This window comes from Mycobacterium pinniadriaticum, assembly GCF_026242045.1.
In the GTDB taxonomy this organism is placed as follows: Bacteria; Actinomycetota; Actinomycetes; order Mycobacteriales; family Mycobacteriaceae; genus Mycobacterium; species Mycobacterium pinniadriaticum.
Genome location: NZ_JAPJDO010000043.1, coordinates 1 through 19,047, shown reverse-complemented (window position 1 = coordinate 19,047; position 19,047 = coordinate 1). Strand labels below are relative to the sequence as shown.

Here is a 19,047-nt window from a genome sequence, read left to right as displayed (position 1 = left end):
ACAAACAGCAGATGAACATTGGGTTATTCGAGTGGCGGTGGGCGGTGGCCGAAACCACCATCTTCTGATGGCGTCGTTTGTGTCGGTGTATGTCGATTGGGCGGCCACCGTCGAGCAGGTGCGGATGGCCGCCAAAAGGCTGCCGATGCCCGCCGGAGTGCTCCGCGTTGACGTCGTCGAGGCCGGTGACACTTTCGGCTGCCGTATCGCCGTCGACCTGACCGGTGATTTCGACGAACAGCGGGACGGCCCTCGGATCGCCCGGGCCTACGCGGCGCAACTCTCCGAAGTGCTCGCCGTGCCGGCGTTCGCGCTACCCGACCTCATTCTGACCGGCCGTTCGGATTAGTGAACCCGGGCCGTCCTCGGCTCGTCACGGTCTGTTCGCGCGGGTGTGCTGGGCTGAGCCGGTGAGTTCGGACGTCGACATCCTGATTCCCAAGAGCACCGCCCATCAAGCGTTGACCTGTATCGACGCCCTCATCGCGCTCTACCGGCGCGAACGACCCGCCGGGGGTTCCCGGGCGGTCAGCGATCTCATCGAACTGCGCGAGGTGATGTCGCAAAGCATGCGGGCCTCTCGCGACCGCACCGCGCGTGTGGCGGCCGTCACCCTGGTCAGGGTTTCCGATCGCCTCAAGGCGTGCGCCCAAGACGAATTGGGACCCGACGAGATGCAGGCTGCGATGTGGCGCACCGCCGGACGGCTGCACCGCTGGGTCACCGAGGGCGCCGCCCCGCCGGTGGCTACCCGGCCGTCGCCTGCGCGGGCCCCTGGGCCTCGATAGCCGGATCGTCACCGTAGCGGCCCGCGCTGAACAGCGACGCGATCGCGCCGATCACCATCATCACCGCGGCGGCGCCGAACACCACCACCAGCCCGGTGTGGAACGGCTCGGTGATCAGGTTCGGGAAGAACGTCTGCCCGGTCAACACATCGGCGTTGACCCCCGGCTGATGTAGCGCGTCGTAGGGTGCCAGCAGTTCGGCGATCGGGTTGTAGCCGAGGAACGCCGCGAACAGGCTGCCGACCGGCGGCAGGTTGGCGACGTCGTGGGCGACCGCGGCCGAGACACCTTGCGCCTGCAGGCCCTGGCTCATCGCGCCGGGCAGGGTGTGGGCCAGGCCAACGATCATCAGCGAGAAGAAAATTCCGATCGACAGCGAGTTGCCGGCGTTGAAGAACGTCGCGCGCACCCCCGAGGCCGCGCCGCGCTGGGCGGCCGGGACGCTGGACATGATGGCCGCGGTGTTGGGGGCGGTGAAGATGCCGCCGCCGAGGCCGTTGAGGAACACCAGTACCGCGAAGACCCAGTAGTTGAAGTTGACCGGGATCATCAGCAAAGCCACGAATGTCAGGGCCATCAACAGCATTCCGGCCACGGTGAACGGCCGCGCGCCGAACCGGTCGGCGAAGACCCCCGCGATGGGCGCGGCGGCCAGGAAGCCGAACGTCGCCGGCAGCAGATAGATCCCCGCCCACAGCGGCGTGGACTCGAAGCTGTAGCCGTGCAACGGAAGCCAGATGCCCTGCAACCAGATGATCAACATGAACTGCAGGCCGCCGCGACCCACGGAGGACATCAGCCCGGCCAGGTTACCCATGCCGAACGCCGCCGACCGGAACAGTCGGATATCGACCATCGGCTGCGGCACCCGCAGTTCGACGAAACAGAACGCCACCAAGAGCAGCAGGCCGCCGATGATCGAGCCCAGCACCATCGGATTGGTCCAGCCGGTCGTCGAGTCACCGTAGGGCTGGATACCGTAGGTGATCCCGACGAGCAGGACGGTCAGCCCGACACCGAAGGTGACGGTGCCCGCCCAGTCGACCCGACCGGGGTTGCGTACGCCCAATTCCTTCAGGGAGCGCACGCTCCAGATGGTGCCGATGACGCCGATCGGCACACCCACCCAGAAGATGGCTTGCCAATGGATCTCGGAGAGCACCCCGCCGATGAGCAGGCCCAGGAACGAGCCGGCCACGGCGGCCACCATGTTGACCCCGAGCGCCATGCCGCGCTGATTGGCGGGGAAGGCGTCGGTGAGAATGGCCGACGACGACGACATCAGCATCGCGCCGCCGACACCCTGGATCACCCGCCAGGCGATCAACCAGATCGCCCCACCGTCGAGATGGAACGGATCGAACGACAACGCGACGGCCGCCAAGGTGAACACCACGAAGCCGATGTTGTAGATCTTCACCCGGCCGTACATGTCACCGAGCCGACCGAACGGCACCACCAGAACGGCCGTCACCACCAGGTAGCCCATCAGCATCCACAGCAGGTAGCTGACATTGCCGGGCGCCAGCGGGTTCAACCCGATGCCCCGGAAGATGGCCGGCAGCGAGATCAGGACGATCGAGGCGTTGATCGAGGCGAGCAGGATGCCCAGCGTGGTGTTGGACAGCACCACCCACTTGTAGTGCGGGTGGTCCTGGTCCATCCGACGGCGGCGCCGGTCGGTCTCAGCCAGGGCAGGGTCTAGCTCGGTCGTCACGGGCGAATCTCGTTTCGTATGCAATCGTCAAGCTAAAAGCAATGGGCGCCTGCCGGCGCAATAACGCATATGTTAGCTATACAAATCAACTAGAGCCAATCGTCAATCCCGCTCTCCTGCCGGCGCCGGCCCATCGCCGAAACTCGCGTTTCGCAGAGAAAGTTCGACGAGTAGACCGCTGCAAAACGTCGAAGTCGATTCCCCGATCGAGCGCTTCGGCTGCCTGCGGCGGCGATGGGCTAGTGTGGGTCTCGCAACATCCACACGGGAGCGCACACGTCAGTGCGCTGAGAGGACGGCTGAAGCGCCGTCGACCGTAGAACCTGTCCGGGTAATGCCGGCGTAGGGAGTGAACATGACTGAACTATTCGTCGATCCGACCGTCACCACCGGCCCCATCGCCGGCAGCGCAAAGATCTATCGGGACGGCGTCCCGTTCCGTCGCGTGCACCTGAGCAACGACGAATACCTGGACCTCTACGACACCTCGGGCCCCTACACCGACCCCGGCGCGGTGATCGACCTGCACGCCGGGCTGCCCGCCCGGTCGGGGGTCGTCGCCCGCCGCGGCACCCAGCTGCAGCGAGCCCGAGCCGGCGAGATCACCGCCGAGATGGCCTTCATCGCCGCCCGCGAAGGCGTGCCGGCCGAACTCGTCCGTACCGAGGTGGCCCGCGGGCGCGCGGTCATCCCTGCCAACCACCGTCACCCGGAGAGCGAGCCGATGATCATCGGCAAGGCCTTCGCCGTGAAAGTCAATGCCAACATCGGTAATTCGGCCGTCACCTCCTCGATCGGCGAAGAGGTCGACAAGATGGTGTGGGCCACCCGATGGGGCGCCGACACCATCATGGACTTGTCCACCGGCGCCGACATCCACACCACCCGGGAATGGATCCTGCGCAACTCCCCCGTACCGGTCGGAACCGTGCCGATGTATCAGGCGCTGGAGAAGGTCAAGGGCGACCCGACCGCGTTGAGTTGGGAGATCTACCGCGACACCGTGATCGAGCAGTGCGAACAGGGCGTGGACTATATGACCGTGCACGCCGGCGTCCTGCTGCGGCACATCCCGCTAACCGTCAAACGGGTGACCGGGATCGTCAGCCGCGGCGGATCGATCATGGCGGCATGGTGCCTGGCCCATCACCGAGAGTCGTTCCTGTACACCAATTTCGAGGAGCTGTGCGCCATCCTCGCCCGCTACGACGTCACCTTCTCGCTGGGCGACGGGCTGCGACCCGGGTCCATCGCCGACGCCAACGACGAGGCGCAGTTCGCCGAACTGGCCACCCTCGGCGAACTGACCAAGGTCGCGAAAGCCGCCGGCGTGCAGGTGATGATCGAAGGCCCCGGCCACGTGCCGATGCACAAGATCGTCGAGAACGTTCGCCTCGAGGAAGAGTTGTGCGACGAGGCCCCGTTCTACACGCTGGGGCCGCTGGCCACCGACATCGCTCCGGGCTACGACCACATCACGTCGGCGATCGGCGCGGCGATCATCGCCCAGGCCGGCACCGCGATGCTGTGCTACGTCACCCCCAAGGAGCACCTGGGCCTGCCCAACCGCAAGGACGTCAAGGACGGGGTGATCGCCTACAAGATCGCCGCCCACGCCGCCGATCTGGCCAAGGGTCATCCCCGCGCGCAGGAACGCGACGACGCGCTGTCACGGGCCCGGTTCGAGTTCCGCTGGCACGACCAGTTCGCGCTGTCGCTGGATCCCGACACCGCACGCGAGTTCCACGACGAGACGCTGCCGGCCGAGCCGGCCAAGACCGCACACTTCTGCTCGATGTGCGGCCCGAAATTCTGCTCTATGCGCATCACGCAGGACATTCGCGACGCCATGGCCACCAAATCCGAGGAGTTCGCCGCACACGGCAACCGGGTGTACATCCCTCTGGAAAACTCTGTGCCGTGAATTTCCTCCCGCTGACGCCGCCGGGCCAGACCCCACTGCGGGTGATGACCATCGCCGGCTCCGACTCCGGCGGCGGTGCGGGCATCCAGGCCGACATGCGCACCTTCGCCCTGCTCGGCGTGCACTCGCTGGTCGCCGTTACCGCGGTGACCGTGCAGAACTCATTGGGCGTCAAGGGCTTTCATGAGATTCCGACGGACGTGATCGCCGGCCAGATCGAGGCGGTCGCCAACGATATCGGCGTACAAGCCGCCAAGACCGGCATGCTGGCCTCCTCGCAGATCATCGAGACCGTGGCAGCCAGCTGGCGCGACCTCGGCCTGGCCGGTACCACCCCGTTCGTCGTCGACCCGGTCTGCGCCTCGATGCACGGCGATCCACTGCTGCACCCCTCCGCGCTGGACACCCTGCGCACCGAGCTGTTCCCGCTGGCCAGCCTGGTCACCCCCAATCTCGACGAAGTGCGGCTGCTGGTCGGCATCGAGGTCGTCGACGAGCAGACGCAGCGTGATGCGGCCAAGGCGCTGCACGCGCTCGGCCCGCAGTGCGCCCTGGTGAAGGGCGGCCACCTGCGAGGCTCCACCCACAGCCCCGACCTGCTCTACGACGGCACCGATTTCCACGAGTTCGATGCACCGCGGGTGGACACCGGCCACGACCACGGCGCCGGCGACACGTTGGGCGCGGCCATCGCCTGCGCCCTGGCCCATGGCTATTCGATGCCCGACGCGGTGGCTTTCGGCAAGTCCTGGGTGACCGAATGCCTGCGTGCGGCCTATCCGCTGGGCGGCGGGCACGGTCCGGTGTCGGCGTTGTTCCGGCTGCAGGCATGACTGCGCGAGAAGCCGAAGGCGGATCGCGCGTCAGCACCGTCGACGAGATCGCCGGCGTCGCGCATGAGCCCGCAGGCACCCCGGCCGGGGTGGTGATGCTCACCCACGGGGCCGGCGGCAGTCGGGAGTCCCCGCTGCTGATCCGGATCTGCGACGAGTGGGCAGCCCGCGGCTGGCGCGCGGTGCGCTACAACCTGCCCTACCGTCGGCGGCGGCCGAAGGGGCCGCCGTCGGGGTCGGCGGCCGGCGACCGGGACGGCATCGTCGAGGCCCTCACACTGGCCCGCACGTTGGCCGACGGTCCGGTGATCGCGGGCGGGCACTCCTACGGCGGCCGGATGACCTCGATGGTCGTCGCCGAGGATCCCGGACTCGTCGACATACTCACGCTGTTCTCGTATCCGCTGCATCCCCCCGGCAAGCCCGACCGGTTGCGCACCGAACACTTCGGCGGCATCACGGTTCCGACGGTGTTCACCCACGGCACGGCCGACCCGTTCGGCAGCATCGGGGAACTGCGCGACGCGGCCCGCGTGATCCCGGGCCCCGTCGAGATCGTCGAGGTCACCGGGGCACGCCACGACCTCGGCTCCAAGACGCTCGACGTGCCCACCCTCGCGGTCGATGCGGCACTGCGGCTGCGCTGATGGCGACATTGGTCCCGACGACTCGGGCCCAACGGACGTACCTTACTCGTGAGTAAGCTACGGTATTCTGACCACATGCCATCGACGCAGTTCGACGCCATCATCGTCGGTGCCGGTTTCGCAGGAATCGGCGCGGCAATACAACTCAAGCGGCTGGGGTTCGACAATTTCGTCCTGCTGGATCGCGAGGACGATCTGGGTGGCACCTGGTACGTCAACCACTATCCGGGGCTGACCGTCGACGTCCCGACCACCACGTACTCCTACTACTTCGAACCCAATCCGAACTGGAACCGGCTGTTCTCCACCGGAGCCGAGATCAAGCAGTACGCCGACGACGTCGCGGACAAGTACGACATCCGCCGCCACATCCGGTTCAACACGACCGTCGAGAGCGCCCGGTGGGACGAGGAAGCCCAGCTGTGGCGCGTCACCCTGTCCGACGGTGACACCCTGGTGGCCCGCTACCTGATCACCGCGACCGGATTCTTGTCGCAGCCATTTACCCCGGAGATCCCGGGAATCCACAGCTTCGAGGGCAAGGTCATCCACACCGCCGACTGGGACGACAGCTACGACCCGGCGAACCGACGGGTCGGCATCATCGGCACCGGCGCCACCGCCGTGCAGCTCATTCCCGAACTGGCCCGCGACGCTGCCGACCTGACCGTGTATCAGCGCACCGCGATCTATGTGGTCCCCAAGGTCGACATCAGGTTCTCGGCCGGGGCCAAACGCCTGTTCGCCCGGGTTCCACTGACGCAGCGCGCCATCCGCGCGGTCACCGACGGCCTGTACGAACTCTTGATCTACGTCGGGGTGTTGCGCCAGCGCTACTTCCGGCGCGCCACCATCGCCGCCGCGGACCTGGCCAAGATGTGGCGGTTCGCCACGATCCGCGACAAAGAGCTGCGCCGCAAGCTCACCCCGAATTACGACTTCGGCTGCAAGCGGCCGACCTTCTCCAACAAGTACTACCGCGCCTTCACCAAACCGAACGTGCACCTGCAGACCAGCGGTATCGACCACATCGAAACCGATGGCATCGTGGCCAACGACGGCACCAAGGCGATGATCGACACTCTGGTCCTGGCAACCGGTTACGACATCTGGGAGGCCAATTTTCCGGCGTTCGAGGTAATCGGTCGCAACGGTCGCAACCTCGGAAAGTGGTGGCGGGAAACCCGATTCCAGGCCTATCAGGGAGTGTCGGTGCCGTACTTCCCGAACTTCCTGAGCCTGGCCAGTCCGTATGCGTTCCTCGGGTTGAACTTCTTCAACTCGATGGAATACCAGATGCGGCACATGGATCGGATTTTTGGTGAGCTGAAACGCCGTGGGGCAACAACATTCGAGATCACCGAGGAAGCGAACACCCGGTACCTGGACCGGATGACCGAGTTACTCGGGGATTCATTGTTCACCCAAGGAAACTGCGCATCAGCGCGGTCGTACTATTTCAATCCCAGTGGTGAGGCGACCTTGCTGCGGCCGATGTCCACGCGTACCGCGATACGTGAGGCCTCGTCGTATCCGGTCTCCGACTATCACATCAGTTGAAACTGAAAGGATGTCGATGTCTGCAGAGCCGTTGATCAAGTTGACGGGGCTGGCCGTGGCGGCCACCGGGTTGTCGCACTTCGTACGCCCCGAGCTCTTCGAATCAGCCACCAAGTCGGCGTTTCCGGATAACACCCTGCAGCACACCTACATTGATGGCGGGATCGAAACCGCGATCGGGCTCGCCCTGGTGGTCCCGAAGACGCGCAAGCTCGCGCTGGCCGGATTGCTGGCCTACGGCGCCTATCTCGGTGCAAATATCGCCGGCAATCGCTGACGGCCGAAGGTCACAAATCCGACAAGTTTGACGACCGCGTCAGATTTTTCGCTTACATTGGTCGAGCACGGCGACGCGTAGTCGTTGGTTGTGAGGATGCCACGCGAGATATGGGTCGGGGGACCGTGCCGGACCGGCCTGAGTGCGGGCAACCTCACCCAGGCCGGTTCGCATTCACTTTCACGGCCTAACATCCCGCCGATGAGCAACCTGCACCGGCGGCTCGGCACCACCGACGCCGTGATCATCGGGCTCGGTTCGATGGTCGGGGCCGGGATCTTCGTCGCGTTGACGCCCGCGGCCGGGGCCGCCGGGTCGTGGCTACTGATCAGCCTGGCGCTTGCCGGCGCGGTGGCCTATTGCAACGCCATGTCCTCGGCGTGGTTGGCGGCTCGCTATCCGCAGTCGGGCGGTACGTACGTCTACGGCCGGGAACGCCTCGGAGACTTCTGGGGATATCTCGCGGGCTGGAGCTTCGTGGTCGGCAAGACGGCATCGTGTGCCGCGATGGCCCTCACGGTCGGCTTCTATGTGTGGCCGGAACACGCGCACGCGGCGGCGGTCGCCGCTGTGGTGGCGCTGACCACGGTCAACTACCGGGGCATCCAGAAGTCCGCGTTGCTGACCCGAATCATCGTGGGGATCGTGCTCGCGGTACTGGCCGCGGTGGTGGTGGTCGTCGCTTCCTCCGGACACACCGACATCAACCATCTGCGACTCGGCGGCAGCAGTGTCCTGGGCGTGCTGCAAGCGGCCGGGTTGCTGTTCTTCGCCTTCGCCGGCTACGCACGCATCGCCACGCTGGGCGAAGAGGTCCGCGACCCGGCCCGGACGATTCCCCGGGCCATCCCGATCGCGCTGGGGCTTGCCCTCATCGTCTACGCGGCCGTGGCCGTGGCCGTGCTCGCGGCACTGGGGCCCGACCGATTGGCAACGGCCGCAGCACCCTTGGCCGAGGCCGTACGGGCAGCCGGGGCCGGTGGCCTGGAGCCCGTGGTGCGCGTCGGAGCGGCCGTTGCGGCGCTGGGCTCGCTGCTGTCACTGATTCTGGGGGTGTCGCGGACCACGCTGGCGATGGCGCGAGATCACCATCTGCCGGCGACGCTGGCCGTCGTGCATCCACGCTTTGGTGTGCCGCACCATGCCGAGGTGGCGGTCGGCGTGGTGGTGGCCGTGCTGGCGGCGGTGGCCGATGTCCGTGGCGTGATCGGCTTTTCGTCGTTCGCGGTGCTGGTGTACTACGCGATCGCCAACGCCTCGGCTTGGACGTTGCGCCGCCGGATGGTTCCCGCCATTGGACTGGCCGGCTGCCTGGTGTTGGCCGTCGCCCTACCCGTCGGTGCTGTGGTGTCCGGTGTCGCGGTGTTGATGCTCGGCGCCGCGGTCTACCTGGTTCGCCGGTTGCGGTAGGCCTCGACCGCCGTGGGCAGTGTCATGAAGATGCGGTCTTCACCGATCTTGTCGAGCAGGCCGGCGGCCCGGAGCGCTTCACGCAGATGCCATGTCACTCGGGCCATTCCGAACTCGATGCCCCGGCGGTTGAGGTCGCTGCGCAGTTGGTCGAGGGCATCGAGTGCGGTGAGGTCCACCTCGACGTTGGCTTCGGCGTTGACGACGAACCATTCGACGGGATCCGGGTTGTTCTCGACGGCCTCCATCGCCCTGGTGCGGAAGTTCTCGGCGTTGGCGAAGAACAGCGGGGCATCGTAGCGGTAGAGCAGGAGCCCGGGTTCCAGCCGTGCCTGCGGGTAATCGTCGATGTCGTGCATCCCGGCGACTCCCGGTACGAAGCCCAGCACGCTGTCGTGCGGGCGCGCGACCCGCCGCAGCAGGTCCAGAATCGACACCGCGACGGCGGCGACCACCCCGTAGAGCACACCGAGGCCGAGAACGCCCGCGGCGGTGATCAATGCCAGCACGAGCTCACTGCGGCGAAACTTCGCCAGCCGGCGGTATTCGGCGACGTCGATGAGCCGCAGCGCGGCGAAAATGACCAGCGCTCCGAGCGCGGCGGTCGGGAATTTCGCCAATACGCCGTGTGCGGTGAGCAATACGACCAGCAGAATTCCCAGGGTCACAACGGAGTACAGCTGTGTCCGGCTGCCGACCAGATCACCGACCGCCGTGCGGCTACCGCTACAGCTCACCGGCAGCCCGTGCGACAACCCGGCACCCAGGTTGCACGCGCCCAACGCCCGCAGTTCGGCGTTGGCGTCGACGTAGTCCCCCCGGCGCGCGGCGAATGTGCGTGCGGTCAGCACGTTGTCGGAGAAGCCCACGATCGCGATACCGCCGGCAGCGGCCACCAGCGTCCCCGCCTCCTGCCAGGGGATGCCACTGATACCGAAGGGCGGCAACCCGGATGGGACATCGCCGATCACCCGAATGCCGAGGCGATCCAATGAGAAAAGGGCCACTGCCGCCGTCGCGAGGAGCATGGCGATCAGCGGCCCCGGATAGCGGGGGAACAGCCATGCGATGACGATGAGCACGGCCAGCACAAACGCCGAGAACAGCGCCGTCGGCCAGTGTGTGTCACCGATGACCTGGGCAAGCGAACGGATCTGCGGTACGAACTCGTCGCCGGTGACCGGGGCGCCGATGACCTTGCCGGCCTGGCTGGTGATCATGATGACCGCGACCCCGGTCATATACCCGACCAGCACCGGCCGCGACAACAGATCCGCAAGGAAGCCCAGCCGGATCAACCCGCCCGCCAGGCAGATCACCCCGACCAGTAACGCCAGCAGGGCGGCCAATGTCGCGTAGCGGCTGGGGTCCCCGGCGGCCAGTGGAGCCAACGCGGTCGCGGTCATCAACGCGGTCGTGGATTCCGGGCCCGCCGAGAGCTGCCGCGACGAGCCGAGCAGCGCATAGATCGCCAACGGAGCCAGCGCGGCCCACAATCCGACCACCGCCGGCAGTCCGGCAACGGTGGCGTAGGCCATCACCTGGGGAATGAGGTAGGCGGCGACGGTCAGACCGGCCACCACATCGCCGCGCAGCCATGCTCGGCGATAGTCACGGAACTGTGCGAGCCCGGGCGCGACGGCGGTCCAGTTCATGGATACAGCATGCGGGTCGTGCCGCCATGGGGTTGAGTTTCTGACCGTGATTCCGATGAGCTGGATGCCCGTTGAGAGCCGCGCCGACGACAGCTTCGTCGTCGCCCCACACGAACGACTCAGCTGGCCGCGGACGCTCGGTATCGGGGCCCAGCATGTGGTGGCCATGTTCGGCGCCACCTTCCTGGTTCCGGTGCTCACCGGGTTCCCGCCCGCGACGACGCTGCTGTTCTCGAGCATCGGCACGCTGCTGTTCCTGGTCGTCACCGGAAACCGGCTGCCGAGCTACCTCGGCTCCAGCTTTTCGGTGATCGCGCCGGTGACTGCCGCGGTGGCCTCACATGGTGCCGGCAGCGCCCTGGGCGGACTGATCGCGGTCGGCGCACTGCTGATCGTGATCGGCCTGGCCGTGCACCTTGCCGGCACGCACTGGATCGAGGTCGCCCTCCCACCCGTCGTCACCGGGGCGATCGTCGCGCTGATCGGATTCAACCTCGCACCGGCGGCCAAGACGAACTTCGAGAAGGGCCCGGTCGTCGGCGTCGTCACGCTGGTGCTGCTGGTGGCGGTGCTGGCGTTCTTCCGCGGCATCGTCGGGCGGTTGGCGATCTTCCTGGCGGTCGCCGCCGGGTATCTGCTCGCGCTGGCCCTCGGTGGGGTGGATACCTCCGGGATCGCCGCGGCCGGCTGGATCGGACTGCCGGAGTTCCAGACCCCGACGCTGAGCCTGTCGGTCCTGCCGATGTTCCTACCCGCCGTGATCGCACTGGTCGCCGAGAACATCGGGCATGTCAAATCGGTGGGACAGATGACCGGAGTGGACACCGATCCGCTGACCGGGCGTGCGCTGGCCGCCGACGGTGTGGCCACGGTGCTGGCCGGTCTCGGCGGCGGTTCGGCCACCACCACCTACGCCGAGAACATCGGGGTGATGGCCGCGACCCGCGTCTATTCCACCGCGGCATACTGGGTTGCCGGTGCGACGGCGATCGTTCTGGCCTTGTGCCCCAAAGTCGGAGCGGCGATCTCCGCGATCCCACCCGGTGTGCTGGGCGGCGCCACCGTCGTGCTCTACGGACTCGTCGGCGTGCTGGGTGTGCGGATCTGGCTGACCAACCACGTGGACTTCAGCCTGCCGATCAATCAGATGACCGCCGCGATCGCCCTGATCATCGGTATTGCCGACTTCACCTGGAGCATCGGCAATCTCGCGTTCACCGGGATCGCCCTCGGCTCGATCGCGGCCCTGGTCGTCTATCACGGCATGCGGGCGCTGGGACTGCTACGGGGCGCGCGGCCGACTCGGTAATCAGAGCGTCGACTCTGCGCACAGATCGCGATCCCACCCGAAAGCGCGATCTGTCCGCAGACTCGATGCGAATATCACTGCCCGTTGACGACGTGGCGAGTGCGATCTTCCCGGACCGGCATACCGTTGCGGCCGCCCATGTCCTGGGCGTAGACACCGACCGAGTAGGCGACTCCCCTGCCGAGGATGCCCAGCGCGGTGCGGTCGATGTGCGCGAGGGTGTCGGTGCTCTTGTGATAATTCGGATCGAACGGTGCGTCGGCGGTGCCACCCCACAGCTTCTGCTGGTCGACCGTCTTGTTCTCCTCAGCCCCGGAGAACAACCCACCCGCGGGCACTCCGGCCTTGGTGAAGGCGTCGTAATCCGACCTGCCGTCGAATGACGTGTCCCCAGGGGTCTTTCCGGCCGACTTCAGGTAGGCGACCAAGGTCCGCTCGATGCCGGCCGATCCCTCTGGTACTCGCGGTATCCGGCCGTTGCGACCCGGTGCGGTGGACTGATCACCGTCGTAGGTGAAGTATCCCGGGTTGGGTGAGCCGATCATGTCGTAGTTGAGGTACAGCGCGATGTCTTTGAGCTGATCGACATTCAGCGACTCGATGTATTTCTCTGAGCCCACCGTGCCGAGTTCTTCGGCACCCCAGAACGCGAACCGCACAGCATTTTTCACGTCGGCATCAGGACCGAGTCGAACGGCGGTCTCCAACACCGCGGCCACCCCCGAGCCGTTGTCGTTGATACCGGGTCCCTCCGGGACGCTGTCCAGGTGGGCACCGACCATCACGACGTCAGTGGCCGACCCGGTTTTCGTCTGGGCGATCACATTGCGGGCGTTGATGGTCTCGGTGCTGGCCTCGAGCTTGAGCGTGGTCGGACCCGGGTTGGCCCGCAACCGAGCCCCGTCGGCCTTCGTCACCCCGACCACCGGGATCTCGACGTCGGTGTCCTCGCCGAGAGTGGCCCCCATGTGTTCTTCGTCGACATTGTCGGCGACCACCATCGCGACGGCACCCAGCTTGGCGGCGATGGCCTGCTTGTCGGCGAACGGGCAGCTACCCCGGTCCACCAGGACCACCGCCCCCTGGACGGGCAGGCCGTCGTAGTCGGCAGGGGCGCACCCGGGTGTGTCGTCAGCCGGTGCGGCGACCAGGGGGCCGCTGACCCCCTGCGGCGGAGTGGGGAGGCTGAACTCCATGGCCTTGGCCGTCACACCGCTGCCGCCAACTCGCAGCTCGGTGGTTCCCGACTGGAAAACCTTGGTCTGGAACCCGGGGGTTTGCACGTCGAACCCCTTGTCGCGCAGCATGCCCGCCACATAGTCGACACTGGCCTCGAAGCCCGGTGTGCCTACCGCCCGGGTGCCATTGTTGGCGTCGGCGATGTCCTGCAACTTCTGCAGGTGGCCGACCATGGCGTCGGTGGTGACCTGCTTGCTCAGGCCATCGGCGAACTCCGCGGCGGCGGTGTGCGCGGTGCCCGGCCGCACGGAAGTGGCCGAAAGGCCACAGCCCACCACCCCGAGCGTGACGGCAAGCGCCACCACCACTGCCAGATGTCTGTGTCTCACCGCGCCCAGGTTAGACGTATCCGCCTGCATGCAGCTTCGGGTGGCACGATGGGCTCGATGACCGTCACCTCCCCGCGCCGTCGCCTGGTGACTTCGACCGAGGTCCTGGTGGCGTTGTTGGTGGTATGTGCCCTGGCAGGCACCTGGATGCGCGACGGCGTCGCCGGCACTCCCCGACTGGCCACCGCGGGCACGGTATTCGCCGGAGTCTTTCTGCAAGCGGTCCCGTTTCTGGTGCTCGGTGTGGTGATCAGCGGTCTCATCGCCGCCTTCGTCTCCCCGGAGCGACTGGCCCGGATGCTGCCCAAGCGCGCACCGGCCGCCGTGCTGACCGCCGGAGTGGCCGGTGCCGCGCTGCCGGGCTGCGAGTGCGGGTCGGTCCCGGTGGCCCGGCGTCTGTTCGGCGACGGAACCGACGGGCGCGGCGGCCCTGACGTTCATGCTCAGCGCTCCCGCGATCAATCCGGTGGTGCTGGTGGCCACCGCGGTGGCCTTCCCCGGCCAACCACAGATGGTGGCCGCCCGCTGGGTGGCCTCCCTGGCCACGGCGGTCGTGATGGGGGTGCTCTGGTCGCGATGGGGCCGACCCGGCTGGGTGACCCACCGATTGCCCGGACACGCCGACGGCGACCAACCGCGCTGGACGGTGTTCACCGAGGCCGCCCGGCACGACTTCCTGCAGGCCGGCTCGTATCTGGTGATCGGCGCGGCGGCCGCCGCCACACTCAAGGTCGTGGTACCGCCCTGGATGTTCGAGCATGTCGCCGGTCATCTCCTGCTCGGTGTGGTCACCATGGCGGCGTTGGCCTTCGTACTGGCACTGTGCTCGGAGGCCGATGCCTTCGTCGCGGCCAGCCTGACCATGGTGCCGCTGGTGCCGCGGTTGGTGTTCCTGGTGGTCGGCCCCGCTGTCGACGTGAAACTCGTTGCCATGCAGGCGGGTCTGTTCGGACGTGGCTTCGCGCTGCGCTTCGCGCCGCTCACGCTGGTCGTCGCGACGGTATCCGCGACGGTGGTGGGACTGGTGTTGCTGTGAGGCGCGAGACCGAGAACACCCTGCTGCTGGTCGTCGGAATTGCGTTGGTGATGGTCACGGTCACCGGCGCGTACACCCGCTACGTCAAACCTTCGATGCTGCCGTGGCTGGCGATATCGGCAGCGGTGGTCATCGGGCTGGCCGGGGTGGCGATGGCACGCGACATCCGCAGCGGCGGAGCCGAGCATGATCACGCCGGGCACGCTCACCGCGGCGGCGTCGTCTGGCTGCTGACGCTGCCGGTGGTGGTGCTGATCTTCGTGGTGCCACCGGCGTTGAGCGCCACGGCGGCCGCACCGGCGACGGTGTCGGTGACCAACGCGCGGTCGTTTCCGCCGCTGCCGGGTGGGGCGGCGCCCACGGTGTCGCTGCCCGAGGTGCTGATGCGGGTCGCGGTCGGCAAGGTCGGGGGACTGGACGGCAGGCAGATCACCACGACCGGGTTCACCATGCGCGACGGTGACCGCGTCGACCTGGCCAAGATCGTCATCGTGTGCTGCGCCGCCGACGCGCAATTGGCTCGGCTTCATCTGTCCGGCCCGGCGGCGGCCGGCGCCGCTGCGCTACCGGAGAACACCTGGCTGCGGGTCCAGGGCACGGTGCCGGCGGGCCAGGCCTATTCGGGCACCTCATCCATCCCGACGCTGCAGGTATCGAGTGCGGTGCGCATCGATCCGCCGGCCAACACCTACGGCTGACGAAACTTCGCCGCGATCAGGTCGGCGACAGCCTGCATGCCGGCGGCGTTGGGGTGGAACGGTTTCGGCCGCCAGGGCAGCAGCGAGCCGGCGCCAATGGTCCACGGGTCGGCCGACCAGGCGTGATGATCGCGGCTGACCTCGGCGGCGTGGACCATTTCGCAGCCAGTGGACTGGGCGGCCTCGGCGGTACACCGGGCCAACTGCTGCGCGACGTGACGGCCCAGGTCGGCGACGGCTCCGGGCAGCGGTGGGGCCGGGGTTCCCGGCGGCGGCAGCAGGGTCAGGTAGTCCACGAACATGATCCGTGCGTGTGGTGACCGGTCGCGCAGAGTCCGGCCGACTTCGCGCAGGGCCGCGCCCACCTGGCGCAGCGCGGCGTCACGGGCGCCGGGGTCCAGCAGTTCGCGTAGCCGGCCACCGAGCCCCGGTATCGCCCGCAACACCGGCGAGAGCGTCGCGGCGAACAACAGCGGGACGTATCCGACGTCATTGCCGCCGATGGTGACGGTGACCAGGTCCTCGGAGCCGTTGAGAGCATGGATCTGGGGTGGTGCGCCGCGCTGGGGCTCACGCAGCACGTTGGCGGTGGTGGCCCCGGAGTAGGTGACATCGACCAGGTCGAGCCCCAGCTGCGTGGCAGCCAGGTGTGGATAGTTGCGGGCCGACCGCCCGGCGGACAGCGGTGAACCCGGCGCCCTGGGCTTGATTCCGGGGCCGGCCGCCATCGAACTGCCCAGCGCGACGTAACGGCTCACGCATCCTGCCCCGCGAGGCTCGGGCTCGACGCCTGCGCCCAGAACCGCTTGGGGATCCGCCCGGCGTGCCGGGCCAGCAGACCGGCGGTGACGGCCGCAGACATCGCGGCAGCCATCGCCGGCGGGTCGGCGGCCCGCGTCACCGCGCTTGCCAAAAGCACGGCATCACAACCTAATTCCATCGCGAGCGCGGCATCACTGGCGGTGCCGATCCCGGCGTCCAGGATCACCGGCACACCGGCGGCCGCGACGATCATCTCGATGTTGTGCGGGTTGGAGATCCCCAGCCCGGTGCCGATCGGCGAGCCCAGCGGCATCACCGCCGCGCAGCCGGTGTCCTCAAGCCGGCGGGCCAGCACCGGGTCGTCATTGGTGTACGGCAGGACCACGAAGCCATCGTCGACCAATTGCTCTGCCGCGCGAACCAATTCGACCGCGTCGGGCAGCAGGGTGCGCTCGTCGGCGATCACCTCGAGCTTGACCCAATCGGTGCCCAGAGCCTCGCGGGCGAGTTGCGCGGTCAGCACAGCCTCGGCCGCGCCGCGGCAACCGGCGGTGTTGGGCAGCGGGGTGATCCCCAGCCGGGCAAGTAGGTCCAGCACTCCGGTGCCGCCCTCGGCGTCGACGCGGCGCATGGCGACCGTCGTCAACTCGGTGCCCGAAGCGACCAGCGCTTCCTCCAGAACGGTCAGATTCGGTGCACCGCCGGTGCCCAGGATCAGCCGCGAGCCGAACGTGCGGCCCGCGATCACCAGCTGCTCAACCACCTTGGACCGCCGTCACAACTTCGACCCGGGCGCCGGTGGGAACCGCCGAGTCCCATTGCGAGCGAGGCACTACCGACCAGTTCACGGCGACCGCGATACCGCGATCGGGAAAACCGAGGGCCTCCAGCAACGAGGAGACCGTGGCGTCGTCGTCGACCTCCAGCTCCTCGTCGTTGACCATCACCTTCACGCCCGTACTCCCATCAACTCGGCGGCGACGCGCTCCGCGGTCCACGGCGCCAACAGGAATCCCGACCGGCCGTGGCCGGTGGCCACCAGTGTGCGCTCGTCGAGCCGGCCGACGATCGGCATGTTGTCGGGCGTCATCGGGCGCAGTCCCGCCGCACATTCGGCCAGTTCATACTCGCCCAACGCGGGCATCACCTCGCAGGCGTCATCGAGCAGTTCACGCACGCCGCTGACCGCCGGTGCGGTGTCACGGCCGTGCTCATATTGTGTCGCCCCGACCACCACCCCGTCGGCCCGAGGCACCAGATAAACCGAACGGCCGTGCACCCTGGCCCGAACCACGCGCTGCGGCATCGGCATACAGCCGCGGCGCCAGCGCAGCCGCAGCACCTCCCCCTTGACCGGGCGGACCTGCAGTCCGGGCCACAACGAGGGCGCGTCGATGCCGTTGGCGATGACGACGGTGTCCGCGCCGTCGCGCGCGTCATCGAGCTGTTCCACCGGCGCCGCCCACTGCACTCCGAGCTGCTCGCAGTGCGACTGAAGCGCACCCACCAGCTTGCGATTGTCCACCGCCAGTTCACCTTCAGCGATGAAACCGTGCCGAATGCCTTGGGCCAGCAGTGGTTCGATGTCACGGGCAGTCGTCGTCGGGTTGACCGGATGCCCCTGGGCCGAAAGCCAGTCCGCGACGGTCCGCAGGTCGGCGGCGTCGGCGCGATCCACACCGACTACCAGCGACTCGCGCGCGGTGACGACATCGTCGGGCAGGCCGTCAAGGAAGCCGCCGCGCCATAGCCGTAGCGACTCCAGGCCCAGCTGCAGTAGCTTTTCCTCGCCCGGCCAGCCTTCGCTGTGCGGAGCCAACATCCCGCCCGCCACCCAGGACGCCCCCGCAGACGAGGTGCGATGCACCCGCACCGCCAGCCCGTCCTGCGCCGCGCGGCGGGCCACCGCCAAACCGATGACACCGCCCCCTACGACGGCCAGAGATTGCATCGACATATCCCTTTCGCTTCCTTCGCCGGCATGACCCGGATCAGGTGGTGACGGTCTGGAGGGGTTGTCTGCTCCACTCTCAGCCCCGCCCCCGGGGCTCCCGTGCCAACCCTCCACGCTAGCCGCTACCGTCGCGGTGTGCACGAACCTCACACCAGGCTCGCGACCGCACGGCTCTACCTCTGCACCGATGCCCGCCGCGAGCGCGGTGACCTGGCCGAGTTCGCCGGTGCGGCACTGGCCGGCGGCGTCGACATCATCCAGCTGCGCGACAAGGGCTCGCCCGGTGAGCAACGGTTCGGACCGCTGGAGGCTCACGGCGAGCTGGCCGCACTGGAAATCCTCGCCGACGCCGCCCGCCGGCACGGCGCGCTGCTGGCGGTCAACGACCGCGCCGACATCGCCCGCGCAGCCGGGGCCGACGTGCTGCATCTCGGCCAGGACGATCTGCCCCTGGAAGTCGCCCGCGACATCGTCGGCCCGCAGACCGTGATCGGACGGTCCACACACGAGATCGGTGAGGCGGCCCGGGCGCTCATGGAGGACGTCGACTATTTCTGTGTCGGACCGTGCTGGCCGACGCCGACGAAACCGGGCCGACCCGCGCCTGGCCTGGAGCTGGTGCGGGCGGTGGCGACGATGCGGCCGGACAAGCCATGGTTTGCCATCGGCGGGATCGACGAGCGGCATCTGGCCGACGTGCTCGACGCCGGGGCGCGCCGAATCGTGGTGGTCCGCGCGATCACCGAGGCCGCCGACCCGCAGGCGGCTGCGACGCGCCTGCGCACCGCGCTGACCGCCTGCTAGGAGGCCGCTGAACAAGGCGGTTCTGGGGCTGAGCTGTGGCACGGGTCGGGGCGTGGATTGGTGGGCGGTCGGCCGGCGAGCGCGGATCGTGGCGGTGGGGGCCTG

General features: G+C 67.8%; 18 protein-coding genes, 1 pseudogene and 2 riboswitches. Of the genes and pseudogenes, 12 read left to right on the top strand and 7 right to left on the bottom strand.

Translation table 11 applies throughout. The features are described 5' to 3' along the window. The first annotated feature begins 67 nt into the window (after nt 1–67). Together ORI27_RS28280 and ORI27_RS28275 are read left to right on the top strand one after the other, a co-directional pair. A complete protein-coding gene (locus tag ORI27_RS28280) occupies nt 68–349 on the top strand; it encodes a hypothetical protein (RefSeq protein ID WP_266000450.1) in 282 nt (93 codons plus the stop codon). Nucleotides 350–410: 61 nt separating this feature from the next. Continuing rightward, nucleotides 411–788 (top strand): hypothetical protein, encoded by a 378-nt coding sequence (locus ORI27_RS28275; protein ID WP_266000449.1) that lies wholly within the window; start codon nt 411–413, stop codon nt 786–788. On the opposite strand, the gene ORI27_RS28270 is transcribed toward ORI27_RS28275, so the two are convergent. Beyond that, the gene (locus tag ORI27_RS28270) at nt 748–2,451 is read right to left on the bottom strand and encodes an MFS transporter (protein WP_266000483.1); all 1,704 of its coding nucleotides are present in this window, start codon (nt 2,449–2,451) and stop codon (nt 748–750) included. The two genes, ORI27_RS28275 and ORI27_RS28270, sit on opposite strands and share 41 nt — an antisense overlap. Nucleotides 2,452–2,759: 308 nt before the next feature. Next, a riboswitch (TPP riboswitch) is annotated at nt 2,760–2,871 on the top strand. Here ORI27_RS28270 and thiC point away from each other — a divergent pair. The 6 genes from thiC to ORI27_RS28240 all read left to right on the top strand — a co-directional run bounded on the left by thiC (nt 2,861) and on the right by ORI27_RS28240 (nt 9,156). Continuing rightward, nucleotides 2,861–4,429: a phosphomethylpyrimidine synthase ThiC gene (gene thiC, locus ORI27_RS28265; RefSeq protein WP_266000448.1), complete on the top strand. Its 1,569-nt coding sequence runs from the start codon at nt 2,861–2,863 to the stop codon at nt 4,427–4,429. It overlaps the preceding riboswitch by 11 nt. Next, a complete protein-coding gene (thiD, locus tag ORI27_RS28260) occupies nt 4,426–5,262 on the top strand; it encodes a bifunctional hydroxymethylpyrimidine kinase/phosphomethylpyrimidine kinase (protein ID WP_266000447.1) in 837 nt (278 codons plus the stop codon). The genes thiC and thiD overlap by 4 nt, the downstream gene beginning before the upstream one ends. After that, complete coding sequence (locus ORI27_RS28255; RefSeq protein ID WP_266000446.1) at nt 5,259–5,909, top strand: alpha/beta hydrolase family protein; 651 nt, start codon at nt 5,259–5,261, stop codon at nt 5,907–5,909. The genes thiD and ORI27_RS28255 overlap by 4 nt, the downstream gene beginning before the upstream one ends. A 75-nt stretch (nt 5,910–5,984) precedes the next feature. Beyond that, a complete protein-coding gene (locus tag ORI27_RS28250; protein ID WP_266000444.1) occupies nt 5,985–7,469 on the top strand; it encodes a flavin-containing monooxygenase in 1,485 nt (494 codons plus the stop codon). Nucleotides 7,470–7,485: 16 nt separating this feature from the next. Further along, the gene (locus ORI27_RS28245) at nt 7,486–7,746 is read left to right on the top strand and encodes a hypothetical protein (protein WP_266000443.1); all 261 of its coding nucleotides are present in this window, start codon (nt 7,486–7,488) and stop codon (nt 7,744–7,746) included. A gap of 201 nt (nt 7,747–7,947) precedes the next feature. Continuing rightward, complete coding sequence (locus ORI27_RS28240) at nt 7,948–9,156, top strand: APC family permease (RefSeq protein ID WP_266000442.1); 1,209 nt, start codon at nt 7,948–7,950, stop codon at nt 9,154–9,156. Here the strand turns inward: ORI27_RS28240 and ORI27_RS28235 are convergent. Further along, nucleotides 9,132–10,811 (bottom strand): SulP family inorganic anion transporter, encoded by a 1,680-nt coding sequence (locus ORI27_RS28235; RefSeq protein ID WP_266000440.1) that lies wholly within the window; start codon nt 10,809–10,811, stop codon nt 9,132–9,134. The genes ORI27_RS28240 and ORI27_RS28235 overlap by 25 nt on opposite strands. 55 nt (nt 10,812–10,866) lie before the next feature. On the opposite strand from ORI27_RS28235, the gene ORI27_RS28230 reads away from it, so the two are divergent. Further along, nucleotides 10,867–12,120, top strand: a complete 1,254-nt coding sequence (locus ORI27_RS28230; RefSeq protein ID WP_266000438.1) for a uracil-xanthine permease family protein — start codon at nt 10,867–10,869, stop codon at nt 12,118–12,120. Between the two features lie 74 nt (nt 12,121–12,194). On the opposite strand, the gene ORI27_RS28225 is transcribed toward ORI27_RS28230, so the two are convergent. Continuing rightward, nucleotides 12,195–13,718 (bottom strand): M28 family metallopeptidase, encoded by a 1,524-nt coding sequence (locus tag ORI27_RS28225; RefSeq protein ID WP_266000436.1) that lies wholly within the window; start codon nt 13,716–13,718, stop codon nt 12,195–12,197. 27 nt (nt 13,719–13,745) lie between these two features. Here ORI27_RS28225 and ORI27_RS28220 point away from each other — a divergent pair. After that, nucleotides 13,746–14,724: pseudogene (locus ORI27_RS28220) on the top strand (permease). Continuing rightward, on the top strand, nt 14,721–15,422 hold the full coding sequence (locus ORI27_RS28215; protein ID WP_266000435.1) for a TIGR03943 family putative permease subunit: 702 nt from the start codon (nt 14,721–14,723) through the stop codon (nt 15,420–15,422). The pseudogene ORI27_RS28220 and the gene ORI27_RS28215 overlap by 4 nt, the downstream one beginning before the upstream one ends. On the opposite strand, the gene ORI27_RS28210 is transcribed toward ORI27_RS28215, so the two are convergent. The 4 genes from ORI27_RS28210 to thiO all read right to left on the bottom strand — a co-directional run bounded on the left by ORI27_RS28210 (nt 15,413) and on the right by thiO (nt 18,141). After that, nucleotides 15,413–16,180: an SGNH/GDSL hydrolase family protein gene (locus ORI27_RS28210; protein ID WP_266000434.1), complete on the bottom strand. Its 768-nt coding sequence runs from the start codon at nt 16,178–16,180 to the stop codon at nt 15,413–15,415. The two genes, ORI27_RS28215 and ORI27_RS28210, sit on opposite strands and share 10 nt — an antisense overlap. Then, nucleotides 16,177–16,947: a thiazole synthase gene (gene thiG, locus ORI27_RS28205; RefSeq protein WP_266000433.1), complete on the bottom strand. Its 771-nt coding sequence runs from the start codon at nt 16,945–16,947 to the stop codon at nt 16,177–16,179. Before thiG ends, ORI27_RS28210 begins: the two co-directional genes overlap by 4 nt. Further along, nucleotides 16,940–17,137, bottom strand: a complete 198-nt coding sequence (gene thiS, locus ORI27_RS28200) for a sulfur carrier protein ThiS (protein ID WP_266000431.1) — start codon at nt 17,135–17,137, stop codon at nt 16,940–16,942. The genes thiG and thiS overlap by 8 nt, the downstream gene beginning before the upstream one ends. Beyond that, nucleotides 17,134–18,141 (bottom strand): glycine oxidase ThiO, encoded by a 1,008-nt coding sequence (gene thiO, locus ORI27_RS28195; protein ID WP_266000430.1) that lies wholly within the window; start codon nt 18,139–18,141, stop codon nt 17,134–17,136. Before thiO ends, thiS begins: the two co-directional genes overlap by 4 nt. Then, a riboswitch (TPP riboswitch) is annotated at nt 18,136–18,249 on the bottom strand. (Overlaps the previous gene by 6 nt.) Nucleotides 18,250–18,273: 24 nt before the next feature. On the opposite strand from thiO, the gene thiE reads away from it, so the two are divergent. Continuing rightward, complete coding sequence (gene thiE, locus ORI27_RS28190) at nt 18,274–18,942, top strand: thiamine phosphate synthase (RefSeq protein ID WP_266000429.1); 669 nt, start codon at nt 18,274–18,276, stop codon at nt 18,940–18,942. Nucleotides 18,943–19,047 lie beyond the last annotated feature (105 nt).